At 38.9% G+C, this 23,914-nt stretch carries 23 protein-coding genes and 1 CRISPR repeat array; of the genes, 17 read left to right on the top strand and 6 right to left on the bottom strand.

The features are described 5' to 3' along the window. Window positions 1-814: 814 nt before the first annotated feature. Window positions 815-1,262: direct repeats of the CRISPR family, unit length 28 nt; unit sequence TTTCTAAGCTGCCTGTGCGGCAGTGAAC. Between the two features lie 309 nt (window positions 1,263-1,571). Then, the gene (locus HH219_RS10935; protein WP_169327458.1) at window positions 1,572-2,777 is read right to left on the bottom strand and encodes a hypothetical protein; all 1,206 of its coding nucleotides are present in this window, start codon (window positions 2,775-2,777) and stop codon (window positions 1,572-1,574) included. Between the two features lie 74 nt (window positions 2,778-2,851). Between HH219_RS10935 and HH219_RS10930 the strand changes: the two genes are divergently transcribed. The 8 genes from HH219_RS10930 to HH219_RS10895 all read left to right on the top strand — a co-directional run bounded on the left by HH219_RS10930 (window position 2,852) and on the right by HH219_RS10895 (window position 10,747). Next, on the top strand, window positions 2,852-3,805 hold the full coding sequence (locus tag HH219_RS10930) for a slipin family protein (protein WP_169327457.1): 954 nt from the start codon (window positions 2,852-2,854) through the stop codon (window positions 3,803-3,805). Window positions 3,806-3,823: 18 nt separating this feature from the next. Next, window positions 3,824-4,276, top strand: coding sequence for an NfeD family protein (locus HH219_RS10925; RefSeq protein ID WP_169327456.1), 453 nt, complete (start codon window positions 3,824-3,826; stop codon window positions 4,274-4,276). A 314-nt stretch (window positions 4,277-4,590) separates the two neighbouring features. Continuing rightward, complete coding sequence (locus HH219_RS10920) at window positions 4,591-5,265, top strand: ABC transporter ATP-binding protein (RefSeq protein ID WP_169327455.1); 675 nt, start codon at window positions 4,591-4,593, stop codon at window positions 5,263-5,265. Next, window positions 5,259-6,230, top strand: coding sequence for an HlyD family efflux transporter periplasmic adaptor subunit (locus HH219_RS10915; RefSeq protein ID WP_169327454.1), 972 nt, complete (start codon window positions 5,259-5,261; stop codon window positions 6,228-6,230). Before HH219_RS10920 ends, HH219_RS10915 begins: the two co-directional genes overlap by 7 nt. Further along, window positions 6,220-7,389 (top strand): HlyD family efflux transporter periplasmic adaptor subunit, encoded by a 1,170-nt coding sequence (locus HH219_RS10910; protein ID WP_054205023.1) that lies wholly within the window; start codon window positions 6,220-6,222, stop codon window positions 7,387-7,389. Before HH219_RS10915 ends, HH219_RS10910 begins: the two co-directional genes overlap by 11 nt. Next, window positions 7,386-8,585, top strand: a complete 1,200-nt coding sequence (locus HH219_RS10905; RefSeq protein WP_054205024.1) for an efflux RND transporter periplasmic adaptor subunit — start codon at window positions 7,386-7,388, stop codon at window positions 8,583-8,585. The genes HH219_RS10910 and HH219_RS10905 overlap by 4 nt, the downstream gene beginning before the upstream one ends. Beyond that, a complete protein-coding gene (locus HH219_RS10900) occupies window positions 8,582-9,817 on the top strand; it encodes an ABC transporter permease (protein ID WP_169327453.1) in 1,236 nt (411 codons plus the stop codon). The genes HH219_RS10905 and HH219_RS10900 overlap by 4 nt, the downstream gene beginning before the upstream one ends. Window positions 9,818-9,901: 84 nt before the next feature. Continuing rightward, window positions 9,902-10,747 carry a patatin family protein gene (locus HH219_RS10895; protein WP_054205026.1) on the top strand — a complete coding sequence of 282 codons (846 nt, stop codon included), beginning with the start codon at window positions 9,902-9,904 and terminating at the stop codon, window positions 10,745-10,747. 137 nt (window positions 10,748-10,884) lie between these two features. Here HH219_RS10895 and HH219_RS10890 read toward each other — a convergent pair whose 3' ends face one another. Next, on the bottom strand, window positions 10,885-12,510 hold the full coding sequence (locus HH219_RS10890; RefSeq protein WP_169327452.1) for a methyl-accepting chemotaxis protein: 1,626 nt from the start codon (window positions 12,508-12,510) through the stop codon (window positions 10,885-10,887). A 466-nt stretch (window positions 12,511-12,976) separates the two neighbouring features. Between HH219_RS10890 and HH219_RS10885 the strand changes: the two genes are divergently transcribed. Together HH219_RS10885 and HH219_RS10880 are read left to right on the top strand one after the other, a co-directional pair. Beyond that, a complete protein-coding gene (locus HH219_RS10885) occupies window positions 12,977-13,783 on the top strand; it encodes a transporter substrate-binding domain-containing protein (RefSeq protein ID WP_169327451.1) in 807 nt (268 codons plus the stop codon). An 11-nt stretch (window positions 13,784-13,794) separates the two neighbouring features. After that, entirely contained in the window at window positions 13,795-14,265 is a 471-nt protein-coding gene (locus HH219_RS10880) for a DM13 domain-containing protein (RefSeq protein ID WP_054205029.1), read from the top strand. A gap of 11 nt (window positions 14,266-14,276) precedes the next feature. Here HH219_RS10880 and HH219_RS10875 read toward each other — a convergent pair whose 3' ends face one another. The 3 genes from HH219_RS10875 to ahpC form a co-directional block, all read right to left on the bottom strand. After that, window positions 14,277-14,681, bottom strand: a complete 405-nt coding sequence (locus HH219_RS10875) for a GFA family protein (RefSeq protein ID WP_054453980.1) — start codon at window positions 14,679-14,681, stop codon at window positions 14,277-14,279. Between the two features lie 129 nt (window positions 14,682-14,810). After that, window positions 14,811-16,382 carry an alkyl hydroperoxide reductase subunit F gene (gene ahpF, locus HH219_RS10870; RefSeq protein ID WP_169327450.1) on the bottom strand — a complete coding sequence of 524 codons (1,572 nt, stop codon included), beginning with the start codon at window positions 16,380-16,382 and terminating at the stop codon, window positions 14,811-14,813. A 109-nt stretch (window positions 16,383-16,491) separates the two neighbouring features. Further along, window positions 16,492-17,061, bottom strand: coding sequence for an alkyl hydroperoxide reductase subunit C (ahpC, locus tag HH219_RS10865; RefSeq protein WP_054205032.1), 570 nt, complete (start codon window positions 17,059-17,061; stop codon window positions 16,492-16,494). Window positions 17,062-17,312: 251 nt separating this feature from the next. Here ahpC and HH219_RS10860 point away from each other — a divergent pair, with 251 nt between their 5' ends. The 7 genes from HH219_RS10860 (at window position 17,313) to HH219_RS10830 (ending at window position 22,456) form a co-directional block, all read left to right on the top strand. Beyond that, entirely contained in the window at window positions 17,313-17,732 is a 420-nt protein-coding gene (locus HH219_RS10860; protein ID WP_054205033.1) for a DUF3429 domain-containing protein, read from the top strand. 56 nt (window positions 17,733-17,788) lie between these two features. After that, complete coding sequence (locus tag HH219_RS10855) at window positions 17,789-18,139, top strand: hypothetical protein (RefSeq protein WP_054205034.1); 351 nt, start codon at window positions 17,789-17,791, stop codon at window positions 18,137-18,139. Between the two features lie 77 nt (window positions 18,140-18,216). Beyond that, window positions 18,217-19,065: a GGDEF domain-containing protein gene (locus HH219_RS10850; RefSeq protein ID WP_169327449.1), complete on the top strand. Its 849-nt coding sequence runs from the start codon at window positions 18,217-18,219 to the stop codon at window positions 19,063-19,065. Window positions 19,066-19,108: 43 nt separating this feature from the next. After that, the gene (locus HH219_RS10845) at window positions 19,109-19,918 is read left to right on the top strand and encodes a class I SAM-dependent methyltransferase (RefSeq protein ID WP_054453976.1); all 810 of its coding nucleotides are present in this window, start codon (window positions 19,109-19,111) and stop codon (window positions 19,916-19,918) included. Then, window positions 19,915-20,910, top strand: a complete 996-nt coding sequence (locus tag HH219_RS10840; protein WP_169327448.1) for a Gfo/Idh/MocA family oxidoreductase — start codon at window positions 19,915-19,917, stop codon at window positions 20,908-20,910. The genes HH219_RS10845 and HH219_RS10840 overlap by 4 nt, the downstream gene beginning before the upstream one ends. 196 nt (window positions 20,911-21,106) lie before the next feature. Continuing rightward, the gene (locus HH219_RS10835; protein WP_054205070.1) at window positions 21,107-21,985 is read left to right on the top strand and encodes a DMT family transporter; all 879 of its coding nucleotides are present in this window, start codon (window positions 21,107-21,109) and stop codon (window positions 21,983-21,985) included. Window positions 21,986-22,075: 90 nt separating this feature from the next. Next, window positions 22,076-22,456 (top strand): hypothetical protein, encoded by a 381-nt coding sequence (locus HH219_RS10830; RefSeq protein WP_169327447.1) that lies wholly within the window; start codon window positions 22,076-22,078, stop codon window positions 22,454-22,456. 213 nt (window positions 22,457-22,669) lie between these two features. Here the strand turns inward: HH219_RS10830 and HH219_RS10825 are convergent, their stop codons facing one another. Further along, window positions 22,670-23,536, bottom strand: a complete 867-nt coding sequence (locus HH219_RS10825; RefSeq protein ID WP_054205039.1) for a sensor domain-containing diguanylate cyclase — start codon at window positions 23,534-23,536, stop codon at window positions 22,670-22,672. Window positions 23,537-23,914: the final 378 nt, after the last annotated feature.

Raw genomic sequence — 23,914 nt, 5'->3', positions numbered from 1 at the left:
ATTGCGGGTCGTGCTTTAGCGCGAAAATAAAGACCAAAAGTAACAATCGCGGCTAAAGCTCGCTCCTACCAGCAATTTCCCCCCCATCGTAGGAACAGACTTCAGCCGTGATGGTTTGCCCGTAGGCGGGAGTTTACCTCGCGCTTTAAAATTGTCGTGCTTTAGCGCGATAAACCCCGAATAATCACACTAAGCTAACGATTTATATCCATCCAAGGGCTTGGTTACATCGGTCACTCATCGCCTAAATACCAGTACCGTAGGTCGTGCTTTAGCGCGAAAATAAAGACCAAAAGTAACAATCACGGCTAAAGCTCGCTCCTACCAGCAATTTCCCCCCCATCGTAGGAACAGGCTTCAGCCGTGATGGTTTGCCCGTAGGCGGGAGTTTACCTCGCGCTTTAAAATTGTCGTGCTTTAGCGCGATAAACCCCGAATAATCACACTAAGCTAACGATTTATAATCCATCCATGGAGCTTGGTTACATCGGTCACTCATCACCTAAGTTACCCGTATCGTAGGTCGTGCTTTAGCGCGAAAATAAAGACCAAAAGTAACAATCGCGGCTAAAGCTCGCTCCTACCAGCAATTTCCCCCCCCATCGTAGGAACAGGCTTCAGCCGTGATGGTTTGCCCGTAGGCGGGAGTTTACCTCGCGCTTTAAAATTGTCCTGCTTTAGTGCGATAAACCCCGAATAATCACACTAAGCTAACGATTTATAATCCATCCATGGAGCTTGGTTACATCGGTCATCCATGACCTCACTTCCTCAGGCTGCACTGTTTATTCGGTAAATCGTTTCGGTCCATCGTCACCTAAGCTGCCTGTGCGGCAGTGAACATTGATAACGCCAGCAGTAGCAAAGCCCTGACTTTCTAAGCTGCCTGTGCGGCAGTGAACAAAGGCTACCACGGCCACGGCGATGATTTACTTTTCTAAGCTGCCTGTGCGGCAGTGAACCAGTATTTAATTTTGTAGAAGATTATGTAAACTTTCTAAGCTGCCTGTGCGGCAGTGAACATTTTTTTAACGGTGCTTTCTATCGTAAAAAATTTCTAAGCTGCCTGTGCGGCAGTGAACTTAGAAGTATTATCAGCAGTATCACCTGTATTTTTCTAAGCTGCCTGTGCGGCAGTGAACGTCATCAAAGATTTCATTAAAAAAACCTTCATTTTCTAAGCTGCCTGTGCGGCAGTGAACAGACCGTTGAACGTTGATGTTGCTAACTTTTATTTCTAAGCTGCCTGTGCGGATTAAAATTTTTAGTCGCTTCATAGCCTTTAAGCGAATTGTTGTAGTGTAAAAAATCGGGGTAAAACCTTAAATAATCTTGAATAATATTAGAGGCACTTGAGCGGCTAATAGCAAAGTGCTTTTGCAGGTGGTTGGTTGTTAACCGCCCTTCCCAATGAACGATTAGTTCTATAAAGTGAAAACGGCGTTGGCAAATATAATCGAATTGTGGTGTCATGCATTCCCTGCACTGTTTTTATTGTTGTTAATTCAACTTATCAGAAAAATTATTGATTACAAGCAGAATTCCTTTTCTGCCGAATGGTTTGTTTTAAATCAAAAATTAAACATGCTTTCTAGCGCATCGTCAAAAGACATAGGCATATGGCGTTTATTATTAATTCGTTCATCGAGTTCTTCTTTGAGTAATTTTACTGTGGTGCAGTATCCTAAACGCTCGGATATTTCTTCACACTCATTATTTAAAGCAGCGATATGATTAGTAAAATTATGTTTAATTTGCGCTTTACTACGACCATTAAATTTACGCCATACGAGTGAATGCGGATCATTGCCTTCTTTTTGCTGGCGGTGCAGTTTATTTAACTCAACTATTTTATTTTGCAGTAGCGGAATTAAGTTAGCTTTAGTTTCTTCATCGAAGTCTACGTCGTCATCAAAATGAGTTATGTATAACTGCAATAAGGTAAAGCCATCTTTTGCTTTACGGGCCTGCCCTAGTTGCTGCATAAGCTCGTGTTTTTCAGCCTTTTTGGTTGGATCAGGCTCTTTATCCGGGTGAAGTTTTGCTGCTAAACGTTTATACATTTTATTAAGTTGCGAGCTTTTAAATAGCTTTTCTAATTTTGCATCCGTCTTTTGTTGTTTAATTTCATCGCGGTCAAATCGTTCGAATTGATCAAAAAAATCATCCCAGTCTTCATCTTGTTCTGCATGTGCATTGCCTGGATTAAATGCATCGTCATCACTTTCTTCATCTTCACCAAAGCCTTGTTCATCAAGATGCTGATAAAGTTTTTGGGGATCAACGGCAACTTCTCTCAAGTCTTCATCTGTTAACTCTAAACCGGGGAAATCTTGCTGGAGCATAGTTCGTAAAAGGTTCAACTGGGATGAATCAATTGCATTAACTGTATCGTGATTGTGCTTGCTTAAATGCGATTGAAAAATTTGCGTTACTTTTTCAATTTCTAATTCACCAATAAATGGATGCCCTGATAAATAACCTAAATCTTCGTTTATCCAATCTACAAGCTCATTGCGCTGCTCAATCGTCAGGCTTTTACGCTGAATAAATTTACTCAGATGAATAATTTGCTCTGCCATCATACGGGCTTGGTGGTGCTCGTGAGGCTCCACTTGCTCTTTAAACTGATTGAATAGCGTACTTTTTTTAATCTCAAAGTTTGCGTTACGCTTGGTGTGCTTATCTATTCGCTGCCATAAACGTTCTAATTCTGATGCAGGTTTCGCTGTCGCTTGCTGTTTTACATTTTGTAAAAAAGTTGTGTTTGTTTTCATTAAAGCTCGTATCTCACCATATTTACCCGCATAATCATTGCTCTAGTCTAATAAAAAATCTAAGGAGAGTATACATGGATCCTATTGCACAAATTTTCAATATGATTTTTACTGTTGAAGCGTTTTTACTCATTTTTGTATTAGTGCTGCTTAAAAGCAGTGTTAAGTTTGTACCACAAAACCGTGCTTGGTTAATCGAACGTTTTGGTAAATATCAATCAACTAAAGAAGCCGGCTTAAACTTTATTATCCCGTTTATTGATCGTATTGCCGCAGATCGCAGCTTAAAAGAACAAGCACAAGATGTGCCTTCTCAATCAGCTATCACTAAAGACAACATTTCATTGATTGTTGATGGTGTTTTATACTTTAGGGTACTTGACCCATACCGCGCCACTTACGGTGTTGACGATTATGTATTTGCTGTTACTCAACTTTCGCAAACAACCATGCGTTCAGAGCTTGGTAAAATGGAACTTGATAAAACCTTTGAAGAACGTGATGTACTCAATACCAATATCGTAAGCGCAATAAACCAAGCGGCTGAGCCGTGGGGTATTCAAGTATTACGTTACGAGATTAAAGACATTGTGCCACCGCAATCTGTAATGGAAGCGATGGAAGCGCAAATGAAGGCTGAACGTGTTAAACGTGCACAGATTTTAGAGTCAGAAGGTGATCGCCAAGCTAACATCAATGTTGCCGAAGGTAAAAAGCAAGCCCAAGTATTAGCTGCCGAAGCTGAAAAAGCAGAACAAATACTGCGCGCTGAAGGTGAAGCTAAAGCGATTATTGCCGTTGCGGAAGCACAAGCTGATGCATTACGTAAAGTCGGTGAAGCTGCTGATACTGAACAAGGGCAAAAAGCGATTCAATTAGATCTTGCGTCAAAAGCAATTGCCGCTAAACAAGCTATTGCTAAAGAATCGTCAGTTGTTTTATTACCAGATAACGGGACTGATGCCAGCTCAATGGTGGCACAAGCAATGTCGATTATTAATACGTTAAATACTAAACAAAAAAGTTAAACGACCAAGGGGATAATCATGGATCTCATTACTAATAATTTACCTGAAGTGCTGATGATTTTAGGCATTGCAGCTCTCATTATTGAGGTTGCTGTATTAGGAATGTCGACTTTTATATTATTATTTTTAGGCATGTCGTTGTTTGCAACCGGTTTGATGATGAATTTTTCAATATTGGATAATTCATTAACGACTGCATTGTGGAGTAATACCCTTGTAACAGCGGCACTGGCTGCTTTACTGTGGAAACCTCTTAAGCGTATGCAAGACAATGTAGACACTAAAGAAGTTAAAAGTGATTTTGCTGAGCTCGATTTTATACTCAATAGCCATGTTGATGAGCAGGGTCTTAGTACACATTCATACTCTGGGATCAGCTGGAAGCTAAAAAGTCACCAACCACTATCCGCTGGTACGCATGTTAAAGTAGTAAAAAAAGAAGTTGGTGTAATGTGGGTTGAAACGCTTTAATTATCTCAATAAAAATCAAATAACGTGAAGCTATTTCACGTTATTTTCCTCTCATGTCTTATATATTTTTTGTAACAAAAAACATTTCTTTTTATTTCAAAAATCAAAGCAATTAAGTGCTTTAATCCATCAAAAATCAATTAAACCTACTCAGAGTTAATATAATAAACATAAAAAGATACAAATTTGTTAACCGGATTTTATCTTTAACGGTAGCTTAATTTTATTCAATAAAGCAAAAAATCTTTTGCTTGTTCCTGTTACCTTTTCCCGTTAGTTTAATTAGCCATAATTATAAAAATAAAAGTCAGCATATGATCAGGGTCGAAAATCTTTGCCGTACTTATGGTGCAGGTGAAACGCAAGTAATTGCATTAGATAACGTATCGTTACATATTAAAGAAGGTGAATTTGTCGCGGTGATGGGCGCATCCGGCTCAGGAAAGTCTACTTTAATGAATATTCTAGGGTGTCTCGACACGCCAACTTCTGGTAATTATTTACTTTCTGATGAAAGTATAAAGGAGGTACATGACGAGAGCCTTTCTGCTATTCGCAATAAGAAAATTGGCTTTATATTTCAAACCTTTCACTTGTTAACACGACTAAGCGCACAAGAAAATGTTGCCCTACCACTGCGCTATACCGATATGCCAAAACAACAAGCCAGTGATCGCGCAATGGCGATGCTTGATAAGGTTGGTTTACAAAATAGAGCGCATCATAAACCATTTGAAATGTCAGGGGGGCAACGTCAGCGCGTTGCCATCGCCAGAGCATTAGTGAATAACCCGCAAGTAATTTTTGCAGATGAACCTACCGGTAACCTCGATAGCAAAACATCCCATGAAATAATGGAGTTACTGTGCTCGCTCCACCAGCAAGGACACACCTTAGTCATGGTGACACATGAAGAAGATATTGCAGCTTACGCTAAACGCGTAATTCGAATGAAAGATGGTGTAGTGATTGAGGACAGCGAATGTTAAAAAATAAATTGATTAAAACCAGCCTTATCTTACTTTTTAGTAGTTTGTCATTTTCAACTTTTGCCCAAAGCTTATTGCTCAGTGGTGAACTAAAAGCCAGTGAAAATCAAATATTCTACGCTCCCAAGTCAGATACATGGCGTGTGCAAGTCCAATGGATGATGGAGGAAGGCGAAATAGCGAAAAAAGGTGATACCGTTGTAGTATTTGATAGCGGCACAATTGCAACTGAAATAGAGCAAGATGAAGTTAACCTTGAAGCCGCACAAGAAGAGCTTATTAGGATCACCACCAGTAATAAAGAAAATCAAATTGAAGCTGAGTTTAACTTTAAGCGCTCTGAGCTTTTATTAGAACGTGCGCGAATTGATGCTGCTATTCCTCAAATTAATTTAAGTACTTATGACTATCAAAAAAATCAACTTGAATTTGAAAAAGCTTTAATTAATAAACAAAAAGCATCTGAAGAACTGTTGCAAGTAAAAACAGAGAATAACGTCACTTATAACAAACAATTACTAACCATTGAACAATTAAAAACTAATCTTGAATATAACAAAAATCAGCTTGCTAGTATGAGTATTCAAGCTCTGCGAACGGGGCCCGTATTATATGCCAACCACCCGTGGAATGGCGAAAAAGCGTTTGTAGGTATGACTGCGCAACCGGGTTGGAAAATTGCCGAAATACCAGCCATGAGTGAGCTTTATATTGAAGCATGGGTACATGAAATTGATTACCATCAGTTAAAGCTCGGACAACAGGCACAGTTACTATTTGACGCCTATTTACAACAGCCACTAAGCGCTACGCTAAGCGAAGTCTCAACTCAACCAGAAGAACGCTTACAATGGGGAAAAGACGCTTATTTTAGAACTCGTTTTAATTTTAGTGCTGTTGCATTAAATCTGTTGCCAGGTATGAGCGCAAAGTTAACTATAGGAGCAGATCTAGATGAGGAATAAAGCCTTATTAGTATGTACAGTAATCATGTTTGTGTGTGTATTAAGCGCATGCAATGACGAGAGCCAACAAACCCATGTTGTTAAGAGCAGTGATATTGCTATTACCGTCAATGCTAACGGCGAGTTGGAATCTTCAACAACAGCAATCATTGCCCCGCCGTCTGTCGCCCGTATGTGGCAATACCAAATTAAAACGATGAAACCTGAAAATACACACGTTAAGCAAGGTGAGGTCATTGTCTCGTTCGACGACAAACAAGTTCGAGATAAACTAATTGAAAAACAATCAGAGTTACTTCGGGCAAAAAAACAGCTAGAAAATGCCCAAAATAAAGAACTCATCAAAGAACAAGAGTTAACACTCTCCGTGGCTGAGATGAAAATGAATTACGATAAAGCTAAACGCAAAGCAGATATTGTCGATCATTCTCGTTCTGAAGTTGACCGTAAAAAATCACAAATTGATTTTACAATTGCAAACAATGATTTAACCCTTGCTAAAAGTAAACAAACCTTTCAACAACAAAGCAAAGAGTTAAATCTAAAAATGGCAAAGAGCAAGGTTGCTCGGCTACAGAGCGAAGTGGACGGTTATTTACAAGATATTGATCGTCTTAAAGTAAAAGCCCCGATAGATGGCCTAGTAATTTACAAAACCAATTACCAAGGTGAAAAATCATCCATAGGTGAAAGCGTACAATTTGGCCAACCGGTTATGGAACTTGCTGTGCTGGAGAATATGCAAGTAAAAGCACAAATCGATGAGCCCGATAGCGGTAAAATAACGCCCGGGCAAACGGTTAAAATTACCATTGATGGTAGTACTGAGTTAGTTGTTTCAGGAAAGGTAAAAAGCTTAGGCCGTGTGTTTAGAGAAAAATCATACCAAGATAAACGCCGTATTGTAGATGCAATTATCAGTATTGATAATCTTGATATTAGCGCAATTAGACCAGGCCTAACAGCACGCTTAGAGATAACCACCGCATTACTTGCGCAGGCTTTAAGTATCCCTTTAGCTAGCTTACAGTATGATTTACAAGGACCCTTTGTTGAGACTACGGAGAATAATAAACAATTGATAGAGATTAGTCATTTCACTGATAATCTCGCCGTGATTAAAAGCGGTTTACAACAAGGTGATGAGGTGAAATTATGAAAATCCGTTTTGTATTGAGCTTAATTACCACTGCGCTTATATTAAGTGGTTGTTCTAAAGAAAATAAAGTTCAAAATGCCCTGACTTATACCGTCAGCACACATAGCTTTAAAACCGAAGTTGAAGCTAAGGGCCATTTAGTTGCTGCAAACGAAACCCTTATAGTTGCCCCTGCATCAAGTCAAGGACCGCAAACTTTAGCGTGGTTAATGCCTGAGTATAGCCAAGTCAAAAAAGGCGAAGTGATTGCGCGTTTTGATGGGGAGAAAATGCGCCGTCAAAGTCAAAAAATTACAAATCAAACCGCCATGGCTGATGAAGACTTAACGCAAAAGTCAGGCGCAATAGAAAAAGATAAAACAATTTTAAATCATGACATTGTATTGGTTAGTGAAGAAAAACAGTTTGCCGAAGACTATTCAATCGAAGATGAACGCATTATCTCCAAGCTAGAGATCTTAGAGTCACAACAAAATGTTGAGTTTTTAAATGCAAAACATAATTACTATGACTGGCAGGTCGAACGCTTTGAACAAGGCGCAACTGGCGAATTAATGCTGTTAAAAATGAGAAAAGATCAACATCAACAAAAATTAGCATCTTTAAATACTAACTTATCACAACTTGAAATAGTTGCCCCCCATGATGGCTTACTAACCCATGACACTAATTGGCGTGGTGAAAAACCCCGAGCTGGTGAAACGCTATGGCCAGGGCAAAAGATTGCAGCGTTACCCGATGTCAGCCAAATGCAACTAATCCTTTATGTATCTGAGCGTGAGGCCATTGATTTAGCAGTGGGTCAAACTCTAACATTTAAGCTTATCGCTTTACCTGATCAACAATTTAGCGGTGAATTAATTGAAGTGTCTCCTTTTCCAAAGTCTATTAAACGTGGCGATCCACAAAAATATTACGAATTAAAAGCAAATATTAATGAACAAAGCGCTGCATTACGACCAGGTTTGAAACTCAACGCACATATTTTGGTTACCCCAGAAAGCGAACGCTTAATAGTACCAAAACAAAGCGTATTTACTGAACAAAATGCCCATTATGTTTACACCGAAGTACACAATGAGTTTATTAAAACCACTGTAAAATTAGGCAAACATAATTTAAGCCACGTTGAAATAGTTGAAGGTGTCGCCTCTGGTAATGTGATCTCCTTAATTAATATGAAGGACGCCCAATGAAATATTTGAGTTTATTTATCGACACCACGTTAGAGCTTGCGCAGCATAAATTACGTACCTTGCTGACTCTATTAGGAATGATTTTTGGTGTGGGTGCCGTTATTGCGATGCTCAATATTGGTGAAGGTGCAGAGCAAGAAGCAATGAAAATGATTGACTCCATGGGCTTGTATAACTTAATTGTTAATGCAAAAGAATTTGATGAAAAGGAATTAAAAGAACAACGTAAACACTCTGCAGGTTTGAACCTTCGAGATGCTCAAGTCGCTCATGCGTCACTGCCTTTCATCACTGATTATGCGGCGCAAAAAACAATTGAGACATACCATATTTTTAGTCAATACAATAAAAGCGATGCGTCCGCTGTTGGTGTTAGTGCAAACTTTTTTGAATTATCACACTTCCAAATTTTTTCCGGTCGTGTTTTAAATCAAAACGATCAACAACAGTTTGCGCAAGTGGCTATGTTAGGCGCAAATACCGCCAAACAACTTTTTCCATTAGGTGACGCCCTTGGGCAACAAATTAAAATCAATCACCTCTGGTTTAAAGTCATTGGCATTTTACAATCCCCCTATTTAAAAAAGAAAGAGTTTCAAGGTGTGAAACTAGGCAATGAGCAAAATCAAGTGTTTATCCCTCTAAGCACGGCGCTACACCGCTTTGAAAGCGGTTTACTCGATAGTGAAGTAACCAGCTTAAAACTGGCGATTGATAAGTCTGTAGACCCCATTATCGCAGCCCAAGCATTAGAACATCTGCTGCAAAATCGTCACAGTGATATTGATGATTTTGAATTAGTCATTCCAGCCGCTTTATTAGCACAGCAAAAACAAACCCAACAAATATTTAATATCGTTATGTCGTGCGTTGCAGGTATTTCATTGCTCGTTGGAGGGATTGGTATTATGAATATTATGCTGGCAACTGTACTTGAGCGTACCAAAGAAATTGGTTTATTACGTGCTATCGGCGCGACACAAAAAGATATCCGCATACAATTTATTGCCGAAAGCTTCACTATTTCTATTTTGGGTGGTTTATTAGGCGTTGTCTTTGGTATTGGTTTATCTGAAATTATTTCAATCTATTCTCAGTGGGCTGTATCTTGGTCCATGACCGCTATTGTATTGTCTTTTAGTATTTGTGCATTAGTAGGGCTTATATTTGGCGTATACCCTGCAATTAAAGCGTCACAGCTTGATCCTATCGAAGCCCTACAAAGTGATTAATTACTGCAGGTAAACTCACATTCTCCCTCGCGAATTAACAATGAAATTGTTAGCATAGCGTTATTCTAAAAAGAGAGTAACGCTATGAATCATTCATCTCATGCTTTAGTTGTTGAAGGTGGCGCTATGCGTGGGATATTTGCCACGGGTGTACTTGATGCTTTTTTGACTGCCCAATATCAACCTTTTAACCGCTGTTTTGGTGTGTCTGCAGGCGCAACCAACATCGCCGCTTATTTGTGTAAACAACCCAAACGAAATCACAAAGTAATTACCGATTACTCTTGCAGGCCTGAGTTTATAAATTTATCACGATTTATTCGTGGCGGGCACTTGTTCGATTTAGATTGGTTATGGCAACAGACTATTAAAGATATTCGCCTTGATTTAACAACGTTTCATAATCAATCATGCGATTTTTATATTGTCGCCACTGCAATTGAAAATGGCGAAGCCCAGTATTTAAAAGCCACAGCTAAACAATTAGAACAGCAACTAAAAGCATCATGCGCTATTCCAATTGCCTATCGAGATTTTCCGTCTATTGGTGGATTAAAGATGACCGACGGTGGAGTTGCCGATTCAATTCCTATTCGTAAAGCGTATGAAATGGGTGCTAATGAAGTAACCGTGATACTTTCTCAACCGCTTGGCTATCGAAAAAAACCAAATAAAACACCTTGGCTTACAAAACATATTTACAAAGATTACCCTGCTCTTATTCGCGCTACGTTAGCACGCACTGAAAACTACAATGCCAGTATCGACTTTATTCACAACCCACCAGCTAACTGTAAAATAAACATCATTGCACCACCTAAAAACTTTAAAGTTGGTCGTACAACCACTAACACAAAGAAATTAGCTGATGGTTATTTGATGGGCTTTAATGCTGGTCAAAATTACTTAAGCCGTATTTTAGTCACTTAAAAACTAAACTCTTTGTTAGCAACAAAATATGAGGAATATTATCAATTAAGTGACATTCTAAGTAGTTTTAGTACCAAATACACAACCGTGTACTTGGTACTTTATCGAGGTAATATTAGATTTTAAGTTTAGGCCTACTATATTTTAAATTCATTTACTTGCTGCTGTAACGTCGCAGCCAACATTGCTAACTCCTGAGATGCTTGCGCATTTTGCTGTGAACTTTCACTAACAGACAAAATACTTGCGCTGAACTCATTAATATTACTACTTAGCTCATGCGCAACCATTTTTTGCTCTTCTGTCGCTGTTGACACTTGGGTATTCATATCTGCAATTTGAGTGACCTCTTGATTTATCTCACTTAATACTTGAGACGAATACTGCGCATGGTCAACACTTTCTTGGGCACTGCTTTCAGCATTTCCCATCGACGCAGCAGCTTGTTGCGCCATTTCCTGTAATTTAGTGATCATTTCATTGATACTTGCTGTTGCCTTTTGGGTGTTATGGGCAAGCTGCCTTACTTCATCCGCAACAACAGCAAAGCCTCGTCCTGAATCCCCCGCTCGTGCAGCTTCAATTGCTGCGTTAAGGGCTAATAAATTAGTTTGTTCTGCAACGCCTTGAATCATCATAACAACTTGATTAATATCGTTTGTTTGCGTATTTAATTCATTTATAAGTTGAGTATTATCATTGACTAAATGTGACAACGTTTTTATTGATTCTATGTTATCTGCAACTGCTTGTTGTCCTTGTTGTGCTTTAGTGTCTGCGTTTGTAGCTTTATCAGATGTTGCAAGTGCATTTTGAGCCACCTGCTCAATCGCACTACTCATTTGCGTGATCGCGGTTGCTATCATCGCTGATTGTTGCTCTTGCTCTGTTGCTGTCGTCGCTACTTGATCGCTAATCGAGTTCATTTGTTCAGCAGCAGACGATAAAGTCATTGTCGCGCCCGAAACGTCCGTTACTAACGTATGAATTCTTGCCACCATGTTATTAAAATGTGTTGCTGTTTCAGCAATTTCATCTTCACCCTGAACATTAGCTCGTAATCTCAGATCTGCATCATTTGCAATTTCAGATATTGTGTTACGTAATGACATAAGTGGATTATGAATTGATCGGTATATAAAATAGGCAATCGTCAATAAAATCAATACAAGTAATACAACTGACACTTCCATTATTAAGCTCGTCACTTCATAGCTGTCATTTGCTTGCTCTTTGAAGCTATTGGCCTCGTGTAATTGTAATTCTATTAAGGCTTGATAACTTGTACTCAAAGGGTCAAATACATAATAGAGATCACTCACAAATTGTTGCTGAGACACAGATTGAAATTCTTCGTTTGTAATACTATCGAGTAGGTTTTTCAGGTGTGCTTGAACAGGCAAAAGTTTGTTTTCTACGACACTCACTAAGCGCCGCTCTTCATCCGTTAAGTTAGTACTAAGATATGCTTGCCATTCGCTATCTGCAGTATTTTTTGCATCGTTCACTGCACTCAAAAAGTCAGGCTTTGGAATATTTCCTGCTCTATACTTATGAAATAAGTCAACAATATTCACAGCATAATTATCTGACACATTCTTTATTTGCTTAAGTGGAACTACCCTGTCTTCGTATAAATCATCTATTCCTACAACTAAACTTCCCATTGTATTTATAGAAAATACAGCCGTTAAAATAAATATCAGTACTGGCAGTATTGCCAGTACTCCTAATCGGGTTCGTACTGAGTAATTATTAAGCATAGCGTTCCAAATTTACTTCTATTATTAGAAAAGTATAATACTAATTTTAAAACACACTGGTTTTTTTGCTAATTAAATTATAATAAATTCATCACTAGGGCGTGTTGACCTTTCGTGATTGATTTTGCAGCAGACTGTTTGGTATTTAGACAAGGCAGCGCCTATGCAGTGTGGTTGTTCCCCATAAATAGGCGATAACGCAGTATAAATGCCAAACATGCGCTGCCCAAAGGGTTCTTCCTAGGGGCGATTAACTCTTTGTTACTCGATTTTTACTTATTCTCACATGGATGTGAGCCAGTAGAATAACGCAGGAGCAGTTATCGAGCCCGCTAGGTTACAAACCTCGCGCCGCGATTAAATCCCCCCTAGATTGAACAAATTTCAATCCATAAAGATCAACACGCCCTAAACCTACGAATATTTTGCTATAGTATGTTAACTATTATTGACTTACGACTGAACTATGGCTTTCTCATCTTTATTACGCTATACGCTTTATTTATTGTTATTGCTCCCTTTCACCGCGCAAGCTAATAATGCAGTTGTTAATCTTCATTTAGCCCGACCGAGTATTGTAGAATCACCCACAAATCAATACATTCATGCTTTACTAACACAAAGCTTTGCTAAGGTAGGCAAAGAAGTTAACTTTATTTACTCAATTAAGCCCATGAATAAAAAAAGGATCACTGGAGAGCTTTATAAGCCCGGTGGAATTAATTTAGCCTGGTTATCTATAGAGCCTAGCGCACACAATGATCTACTTCACACATCCTCCCCCTTGTATAAAGGGATACATGGCAAACGCCTATTGATGATTAATAAAAACCAGCAGGCAATCTTCAAAAGAATTTCGTCGCTTAATCAATTAAAGCCGCTCGTAGGGTTACAAAAACAAAGCTGGTCCGACTATAAAGTACTCAAACGAAGTGGCTTAACCGTCAATGGTGAACTAAGTTATAAAAGCATGATAAAAGCATTAGACACAAACCTTGGTGATTATTTCCCTCGCTCTGTGTCCGCAATTGAAGCCGAACTTGCAAAACAAAAACATGTAGATTTAATGATTGAACCAACAATTATGTTGCAATACCCCAGTCATTATTACTTTTATACACACAATAGAAATAAAGATTTATTAATATTACTTGAATCAGGCTTAACTCAGTTACAACAAAGTGGTGAGTTTGAGTTGCTTTATCAACGCTTTTTTGGCGAAAAGGAAAAACGCTTAAATTTATCATCAAGGAAAGTATTTAACTTAGAATAAAAGGCTTAGTTATGGTTACTACTTTGATACGTACGCTTTCCTATCTCGTTGTTTTTATATTAGGTTTTGGTTCTGGTATGTATGCTCTACCCATTATCACGGCGCCGACCTCTCCTAGTAAACTGGAACTAGCAACACATGCTCAAAAGGCAATTTATAGCGGTGAATTTAAAGAAGACCTTGAAGGATCTGATGCATTGCATTTTGGTACGGGCGAAGTTCGTTTAACTAAGCGGATGATTTCGTTTGCGGGCAAGTTAAGTCCCGGACCTGACTACCAGCTTTACCTTGCTAATAAATTTATTGATAATGAAACTGAATTTTTAGCACACAAGGGAAGCTTCACACGGGTAGGCAGCGTCAAAACATTTGATGGTTTTATGGTCAAAGTGCCACAAGGTATTAATATTGCTGACTTTAATACCGTTATTATTTGGTGCGAAAGCTTCAATGAATTTATTACAGCTACGCAATATCAATAAGCTGCTAAAAATTAGCGGCTTGGTTCAAAGCCGTCGTAGTGAGGTAATTGTGCATCAAACTCCTCCCAATTAGCTTTAGAACTACAAAAATTGTGGCTAATAGGGCGCTGTGTTATGTCACTATCGAGAATACCTAAGCGTAGTCTTAGACGCGTTATATCGGCTAAGTTTTCACTGTAAACAGGTGAGCCACATTTACTACAAAAATACCGATTTCGACCCGGTTTAAACTCAAACATGCTCAGAGAGTCTTGCCCTTTAGTAATGGTAAAATCGCTTCGCGCTACAAACCCATTAGTTGCATATGCTGTTCCGCTTGATTTTCGACACAAAGAGCAATGACAATGAATAATGCTGCTGATAGGGCCATCGATTTTAATCGCTATTTTTTTACACAAGCAACTTCCTTTGTACATTTACTTTCTCCTATATTTTTTAAAAAATATAACATAAGTAATTATTTTAAAGTACAAAAAAAGCCGCCTTTGGAGAGGGCGGCTTTGGAAAATAGCAGTCATGGGTGGAAACTGCTAAATCAAGAGCTTTTATGCCACAGCAGCGTCGTTATCACTGTGGCGAATTAAATAATCAAACGCGCCAAGACTCGCGGTTGCACCGCTGCCCATCGCGATGATTATTTGTTTAAAAGGTGTCGTGGTTACATCACCGGCACCAAACACACCGGGTAAAGATGTTGATCCCTTTGCGTCGATTTCTATCTCACCAAATCGTGTTAGCGACACATCACTGTTTTTAAGCCACTCTGTATTTGGTATAAGCCCTATTTGCACAAAAATACCTGCAAGACTTACCATTTTGCTCTCACCCGATTCGCGATCAGTGTAGCTAAGCCCCGTTACACGCTTGCCGTCACCTAGCACCGCAGTAGTTTGTGCATTTTTTATAATCGTAATATTCTTTAAACTATTCGCTTTTCGTATGAGTACTTCATCAGCACGTAATGTGTTGGCAAACTCTAAAACTGTGACATGTTCAACGATATTCGCTAAATCAATAGCCGCTTCAATACCTGAGTTACCACCACCGATCACCGCAACCGATTTTCCTTTAAATAACGGTCCATCACAGTGCGGGCAATAGGCAACACCATGTCCACGATACTGACTCTCCCCAGGCACATTCATTTCACGCCAACGCGCACCGGTTGCAAGTACTAAGGATTTAGCACTTAACACTGCGCCATTTTCTAAAGTGATGTCATAGCCATTGTTATAACTTAGCCCTACAGCACGTTGATTATTCATTACATCCACATTATATTCTTTAACGTGTTCTTCAAGTTGGGCAACAAGTTTGGGGCCTTCTGTTGCTTTGATCGATATAAAATTCTCTATACTTAATGTATCCGCCACTTGACCACCAAAACGTTCAGCAACAATACCGGTATTCAAGCCTTTTCGCGCGGCATAGATGGCTGCGGATGCACCTGCAGGGCCACCACCGACCACTAATACATCAAATTGATCTTTTTCGTTCAGCGATTGAGCTTGACGAACGCCTGCCTTACTATCAACTTTATTTAAAATCGTACTAAGCGTCATTGCCCCTTGACTAAATAGTTGTCCATTTAAGTACACTGCGGGCACGGCGAGGATATTTCGTTGCTCCACTTCGTCTTGAAATAACGCACCGTCTACCATAGTGGCGGTGATCAGAGGATTAAGAGCTGCCATTAAATTAAGTGCTTGCACGACTTGCGGGCATGTCTGGCAACTCAATGAAATATATACTTCAAAATTCAGTGGTTCACTCAACGAGCTTATCTGCGCACGCTGCTCATCAGAGACCTTACTGGGATGACCACCACTGTGAAGTAAAGCCAGCACTAAACTTGTAAACTCATGCCCCATAGGTACACCCGCAAAGGTTATTTGGGTTTCTTTTATGGGTGAGTACACTGTCATTGAAGGACGACGTACATCGTTATCTGGGTTGTTTCGTACTAAAAATTGATTACTTAATGATGCGATGTCATTCGCTAGGTTTTCTAATTCTGTTGACTTTTTGCTGTCATCCAAAGCGATAAGCAGCTCAACAGGATCTGTTATAGATTCAAAGTGGCTTTTTAATTGATTTTTTATGTTTGTGTCTAACATGGCTTAGCCTTCGTTTTCAGCAAAAGGGTGCCCATCATCACGCTAATGTGCTTAATAAAGTTGTGATGATGGGCGTTTTGGAACACATTAATTATGTGCAACCATATATTTAGATTTTGCCAACTAAATCAAGAGACGGCGCAAGAGTCTCTTCACCTGGCTGCCATGATGCAGGACAAACTTCGCCATCATGTGTTGCAATATATTGCGCTGCTTGTACTTTGCGTACAAGTTCTTTTGCACTGCGGCCAATGCCTAAATCATGAGTTTCGATGATTTTTATTTCACCTTCAGGGTTCATTACAAACGTACCACGTAACGCCAAACCTTCTTCTTCAATCATCACACCAAAACTGCGTGTAATACGCCCTGTTGGATCGCCAATCATTGGATAAGTGATTTTGCCGATAGTGTCTGACGTATCGTGCCACGCTTTGTGCGTAAAATGTGTATCTGTAGAAACAGAGTAAACTTCAACACCCATTTCTTGTAATTGTGCGTAATGATCTGCTACATCGCCTAATTCTGTTGGGCATACAAATGTAAAATCAGCCGGGTAAAAGAAGAAAATTGACCATTTACCTAATACATCTTTCTCGCTTAGTTCAACAAAATCACCATTGTGATAAGCCGTAGCGTTGAATGGTTGTAGTTTTGTATTAATCAATGAAGTGCTCATAGTATTCCTCATGGGTATTTAAATAAAAAATAACAACACACTGTGTGTTGGCTTGAGACATACAATAGAGCGTTTGCTTAAATTAATAAAATTGATTGTTTGGATTGATGTAATCGAATATACAGATTGAACTTCCTGCTTATAACGATCGTATACGGGACATGGGCATGCTTTTAAGTTAGCGTTTTTCAATTTCTAAATGGTACAATGGTGTGTTAAATTTGTATTAATAACTCCGTGTAAGGTAAGCCATGAACAAATTCGTTAATCATATTCAGTTAGGTTATTTAGGCCTCGTGCCATTTTTAGGCTGTGTTGGATGGCCTTTACTCGTTGGTAGTAACCAATTTAACATGCAATTTTTTACCTTTTATAGTATTGCAATATTAGCGTTTATGGCGGGGAATTTATGGCATGCAGGAAATCAACGTTACAGCGATGCTTTAAAAGCCGTGATACCCGTTATACCACTTGGGTTTTTAGCTTTTGTACCACAAACAGTCACTTTAATATGGTTAGCTGTTAGTTTTTGGCTAGTGTTCTTTTTTGAGAAGTCGAACCCACAATGGCAAACCTACCATGCAGATTATCAAAAAATGCGTTTTGTGTTAACTTCTGTGGTTTTTGTCTGTCACACTTTTGTGATCGGAATAAGTTTATATCCTAACTAACTCGCCCTTTAAAGCGGTTTCATGTACCATCCGCGCACTGCTTTTTAGGATAACTTATGATAGATAAACTTCGTCAACAGCTTGATCAACTCGGTGAAAACTACGTTGAAAAAAATGCCAATTTCAAAATTAAAGTAATCCCTTTCTTTTGTGCCATACACATAAAAAAAGACCATAAGAGTGAAGGCCGACTATCATTTTATTCTAATCAATGGCTTGAAATTGCTTTAGTGGTAATGTTTTTACTGTTTGGTTTGATGATTTTTGATACAGAATCAGGTTTTACAGACGGGCCAATCCAAATTGCGTTTGCTGTATTAATCACTTTTAACTTGATCATAAAACAAATTGCTATTGAAGGCTTAAAAACCCGACTCGCTTTATGCCCTATTAGAGAAAAACCATAATATTTGCTAAAGAGGCTTCGCGAAACAGACATTTTAGTACTATATATAAGGTATAAAAATAACTTTTTTGGCTTTAAATGAAGCATATCAATTGGCTTATCTGTATTTGGGTTGTGGTGTTCATTTGCACATATTTTTTACTTTCTCATGAGCAATCACAATTCGACACGATTGAAGAGTTATTCTGGGCGGGTATCTCTGTTTCACTCACATTACAAGTTTACTGTTACTTAGGTAATAGGATTCTAATAGGTGCATGGATTTTATATTGCTCAGGGCTGATATTTGATTTACTAGATGACTTGTTAGATGCGCAGATGTTTCCTTTTCTAGTCTTTGATACCACGTTCAAGCATGTTGGTTTCCTATTAACATGCGCAGGATTGTTTTCGTTAATCACAGAAAAACGCGCAACAATAAAAAAGCTCAATATTGAAATTCAAACCCGTCAAACTTTGCAAGAACAATTGGAATTTGAAGCAAGTCACGACAAACTTACCGCCTTGGGTAACCGACGCGCTTGCTTTGCACGCTTTGATGAACTTAAAGAACACTTTCATCTCATCTATTACTTTGATTTAGATAACTTTAAGTTTGCTAATGATAATTATGGTCATCAATGTGGTGATGAAATTTTAGTTGATTTTGCACAACGCCTTAGTAAGCACTTTACTAAACAAAATTGCTTTCGCCTTGGTGGCGACGAGTTTATCGCTTTTTGTGATGATAAAAACCCTAACATCGATGAACTAAGAATATACTTAACGGCCTTTATGCAACAATATCAAGTTGGTGTGAGTATTGGCTTTGCAGAGCTAAATAACGACGATAATCCCGATCACCTCCTGCATATAGCAGATCAAAATATGTATCGAGATAAAACCAGTAAATCAATGCGTCAGCGCTGTCGAGAAAACGAAAGCTAACTTTGTTATACTGGCGCAATCTTGTGTTAAGAAACCATAATTCATGTATTTAAACCCTAACTGGCGTATTCTCACTGTAGGTGATGGTGACCTTTCTTTTTCACATGCGTTATATCGTGCAATTAAACCTAAGAAACTCATTGCCTCAACTTATGATGATGAGCATACAATTAAAACCAAATACACTGACAATGCATTCAGTGACCTTACTGATAATAAAGTAACCGTATTAACTCATTTTGATGTAACGAATAAAGATACATGGCGTCGTTTGAATAATGACACGTTTGACGTCATTATTTTTCAATTTCCGCTGATCCCAGCATTTGCAGGAAAAACTGCTTTTGTTGAAAACACTCAAAAAAATAGCCTAAACACATTAAACCGTGCGTTGTTACACCAATTTATTAAATACGCTTGCGAACTTGCTCTGGATAAATCAGGGCCGATGCTTTGCTATATTACCTCTAAAGATGTGAAGCCCTACTTACATTGGAATATTGAGGGCAGCTTAGTTGCTGGGCTAGATGCGAGTTACTTAGGTAAAATACCTTTTGATATTTCCAAATTCCCTGGCTATAAAATTCGCAATGTTGATAGAGATAAACACGTTAAAGATACCAGTGGTATCACTTATATTTTTAGCCCAAAAAGCAATGCAGATCTTAAGTCAATACTGACCTACCCTGACTACTTAACAGATAATCACTGTGCGCTATGTCGAGCGGGCCCTTTTCATGGCAACGAAGATCACCAAAAACATATCAATGCAAAAAAACATCAGCAAATGCTAGCTTTAGAGCATGAATGGAAAAACTGGTTAACTCATTTTAATAACAAGGAAGAGCTATGAACTTTGTCATCGTCGGAACCAATTTTATCAGCGATACGCTACTGAGAGCGGCACAAACCCTACCTGAATTTAACTTATATGGTGTATGCTCAAGAGCAACAAGCAGCGGTGAAGCATTTTTAATAAAGCATAACCACCATAATGCAAAAGTGTTTACCACTATAGAGCAAGTTTGTAATGATGAAAATGTCGATGTAGTTTATATAGCTGCGCCAAATAGCCTGCATAAATCCTATGCCATTAGCTGCTTAGAAGCGCAGAAGCACGTACTTGGCGAAAAACCTTCTGCGGCGAATAGTCATGAGTTAAAAGAGATTATTTGCGCCGCTAAAAAACACAACCGCCTCTATATGGAAGCAATGATGACGACGCATCTGCCTAATTTTGAAATCATTAAAAATGCTTTACACAAAATTGGCACCCCTCGTAAATACATTGGTCAATACAGTCAATATTCGTCTCGTTACGATAGGTATAAAAGTGGTGAACGCCCAAATACATTTTTACCTGAATTCGCCAACGGCGCGCTTGTCGATTTAGGTATTTATCCGCTGTATATTTTAATTGCACTGTGGGGCGCACCCAAGAGTGTACAAGCTAGTGGGATATTATTGGAGACTGGTGTTGATGGCGCTGGCGATCTATTACTCAATTACGATGATAGACAAGCGGTGATCAGTTACTCAAAAATCTCCCAAGGAGATAACTTCACCGAAATTCAAGGTGAAAAAGGCAGGCTCCGTATAGAGGCAGTATCACAGCTTAAGCGTGTTCAATTTATAGCGAATGACGGTACTGTTGAGGAACTATCAAAACCATTTGATACACACTTTATGCGCTATGAAGTTGCCCACTTTATTAAAACGGTTAATTCGCAGTTGTGTGAGTCACAAATTAATACGCATCAATTATCGCTCGATGTAATGACCGTGCTCGATAATGCACGTAAGCAATTAGGTGTGAGCTACCCAAATGATAAATCAAAAGTGTAATCTAATCGGTTATCTTTTAAAGAGTTTATTGTTTGCTAGCGGTTTAAATTAACGCCGGGGCTAGCAGTACTGTGCCCCTTTCCTAGCCTCATTAATTACCGCCAAAACGGTCACCATTTTTAATCGCAAAACCTTACTACCACTAGTAAAAAAAGGTAAAATGACTAAAACATTACTCTTTGGTTTAAGGATTGCAATGCCGCGTACAATCTCCCCTTTTTTTCTCGCTATTATTTGTGTATTACTGGCAATGGTCACTTTGCAATCTGGTATTTCTATTGCTAAAAACCTTTTTCCTATTATTGGCCCAGAAGGCACTACAGCCCTGCGCCTCGGTTTTTCTGCCATCATTTTATGCTTAGTGTTTAAACCATGGAAAGCATTTCCTCGTCTAGGTCAACGCCTTCCTATTGTTATTTATGGTTTAAGTTTAGGCGGGATGAACATACTATTTTTTCATGCTATAGAGCGTATTCCGCTTGGAATTGGTGTCGCATTGGAATTTACAGGGCCTTTAGCTGTCGCGCTATTATCATCAAGACGAAAACGCGACCTGTTTTGGGTTGGCTGTGCTATTGCCGGGATTTTTATGCTTCTTCCTGATATGACCGGTGAAGAAAGCCTTGATCCTATAGGTGTTTTACTCGCTCTTGGTGCAGGAGCATGTTGGGCGGGTTATATTTTATTTGGTAAAAAAACAGGTAATCAAGGCTCTGGAGGCATGACAGTAGCACTTGGAATGAGTGTAGCCGCCATTGTATTAGTCCCCTATGGTGCAATATCACAAGGTGCTGCATTACTCACCTGGGAAGTGATACCGTTAGGTTTGTTAGTCGCAGTGATGTCGAGCGCCTTGCCTTATACGCTTGAGATGGTGGCATTACGTAACATGCCTGCACAGGGTTTTAGTATTATGATGAGTTTAGAGCCTGCAATTGCTGCAATGGCTGGGTTTATGATTTTAAGTGAACTCTTAAGCATTTGGCAATGGTTAGCTATTTTACTTGTCATTATTGCATCTGTGGGTAGCTCATTATCCGTTAAGCAAGAACCTGCACCTAAAGAGCAAGTATGATTGGCTAATCTGATACTATAATTTCTACTAATAGCACGATAATCTATCTGGAACAGGCACATACGACCAATTACATACAAGGATGTTAAAATGTTGAACTGGTTAAAAAACACATTATCCAAGAGTATCTGGCACACATTAGCTATGATAATCATAATGCTTGTTGCAGGCCCTGAAATCATGATTAGTATGGAGTTAATGGCTATAGTTGAAGTGTTAGGCGCTTCAACATTCGTTGCAATGTATTTTAGCGGGTTAAAATTATTTATTTGTAATTGTTGGGATAAGTTTAAGACATTTGAATCCCATTCTTTTTTCTTTATCCCGTCATTTGATGCTTTAAAACAAATGCCCTCTCTTTTTATTCACGCAATACCCGAGCGCACTATTGTAATTGCCTATCTCTGTGTTCTTATTGGCTGCACATTATGCCTTTATATTAATATTGCTTTCCCAACAACCACAGGCTAACCATATAAAAAGGCTCTAAGTGAGCCTTGATTAGGGTCTGTTGACCTTTGCGGATTAAAATTTGTTCAACCGCGAGGCGATTTGATCGCGGCGCAAGGTTTGGAATCGAGTGCGCTAAGTAAAAACCGAGCAAAGCGTGTGCGTCCTGCTCACGCCCCTTACCTAAATACCAGACAGGCTGCTGAAAATTCAACCTTAAAAGGTCAACAGACCCTAATAAACAATACGGTTTCCCCCTGCATTTTTAGCTCGATACATCGCCTGATCCGCATATTGAATTAGCTGCATATCGCTCGTTCCATTCTCAGGGTAGCTTGCAATGCCAATACTACTTGATAGATCTAAAATTAAGCTTTCAATTTTAAATGGGTGCTTACATTGCACACAGATTTTTTCAGCAATATTATAAATATACTCCCGTTCACTTATACCATTGAGTAACACTACAAATTCGTCACCGCCTAGGCGTCCAACGGTGTCAGAGCTTCTAACACAACTCAATAATCGCTGCGAAATACTTTGTAATAACTTATCGCCAATGAGGTGGCCATGGGTATCATTAACATCCTTAAAACCGTCTATATCAATAAATAACAACGATAACTCTACTGCGCTGCGATCGGCCTTTGTTAAGGCATGTTGGATACGATCAAGTAATAACATTCTATTTGGCAGCCCTGTAAGTTGGTCGTGCCCGACCATATATTGAAGCTGCTTTTCAAACTCTTTACGCTCAGTAATATCATGCGCAACTGCAATTCTAACTTGGTGTAGCTCAGACCATCTAACAGACCACAGTATATGTAATACTTGCCCATCTTTACGCACCCAGCGATTTTCAAATCGTGGCCTTGACTCCCCCGATAATAAAACTTCAACCGTGTCGTGGGTGATATCATGATCATCTTTATAAACAAAATCAATCATTGGCTTACCTATCACTTCACTTGGAAGGTAACCAAAGATATTTTCAAATGCAGCACTAACAAAAACAAAATGACCTTTTTTATCAACAACACAGACTGCATCTAGCATCAACTCGAGTACATCTGTTAGACAAAATAATTCATTATTTTTCATTCAGCCATTTTTCCTGTTTAGAATTCGTAGTTTGGTCTACCGTAATCCATGTAGTAAGCAATGCGAAGCTAAGCTTATTTATAGTTTATTATAGAGTAAATTACATATCTTAAACGTACTTTTACTGTTTAACCTCATAATAAGAATCGAATTATAAAATAATGATATGTTGCTCTATATACCCAAGCCACCTCAATATGCAGAATTCAGCGTTTCACAGGGGCTTAATATCAAGGCGTTACTTTGCAATAATGGCCGTCCCTTTTAATAAGTAACAACGATGAGAGTGAGCACCTGTGAAACGCCCAACGGGTTGGCTTAATAGCGATTTATACAGCGTTATTGATTTTAACAATAGAACCACTATTATTTGCAATC

It is taken from the genome of Pseudoalteromonas sp. NEC-BIFX-2020_015 (assembly GCF_012952265.1).
Lineage (GTDB): Bacteria > Pseudomonadota > Gammaproteobacteria > Enterobacterales > Alteromonadaceae > Pseudoalteromonas > Pseudoalteromonas neustonica.
Note: the sequence above shows the minus strand (reverse complement) of the source record. Positions and strands in the feature narration are given on the sequence as shown.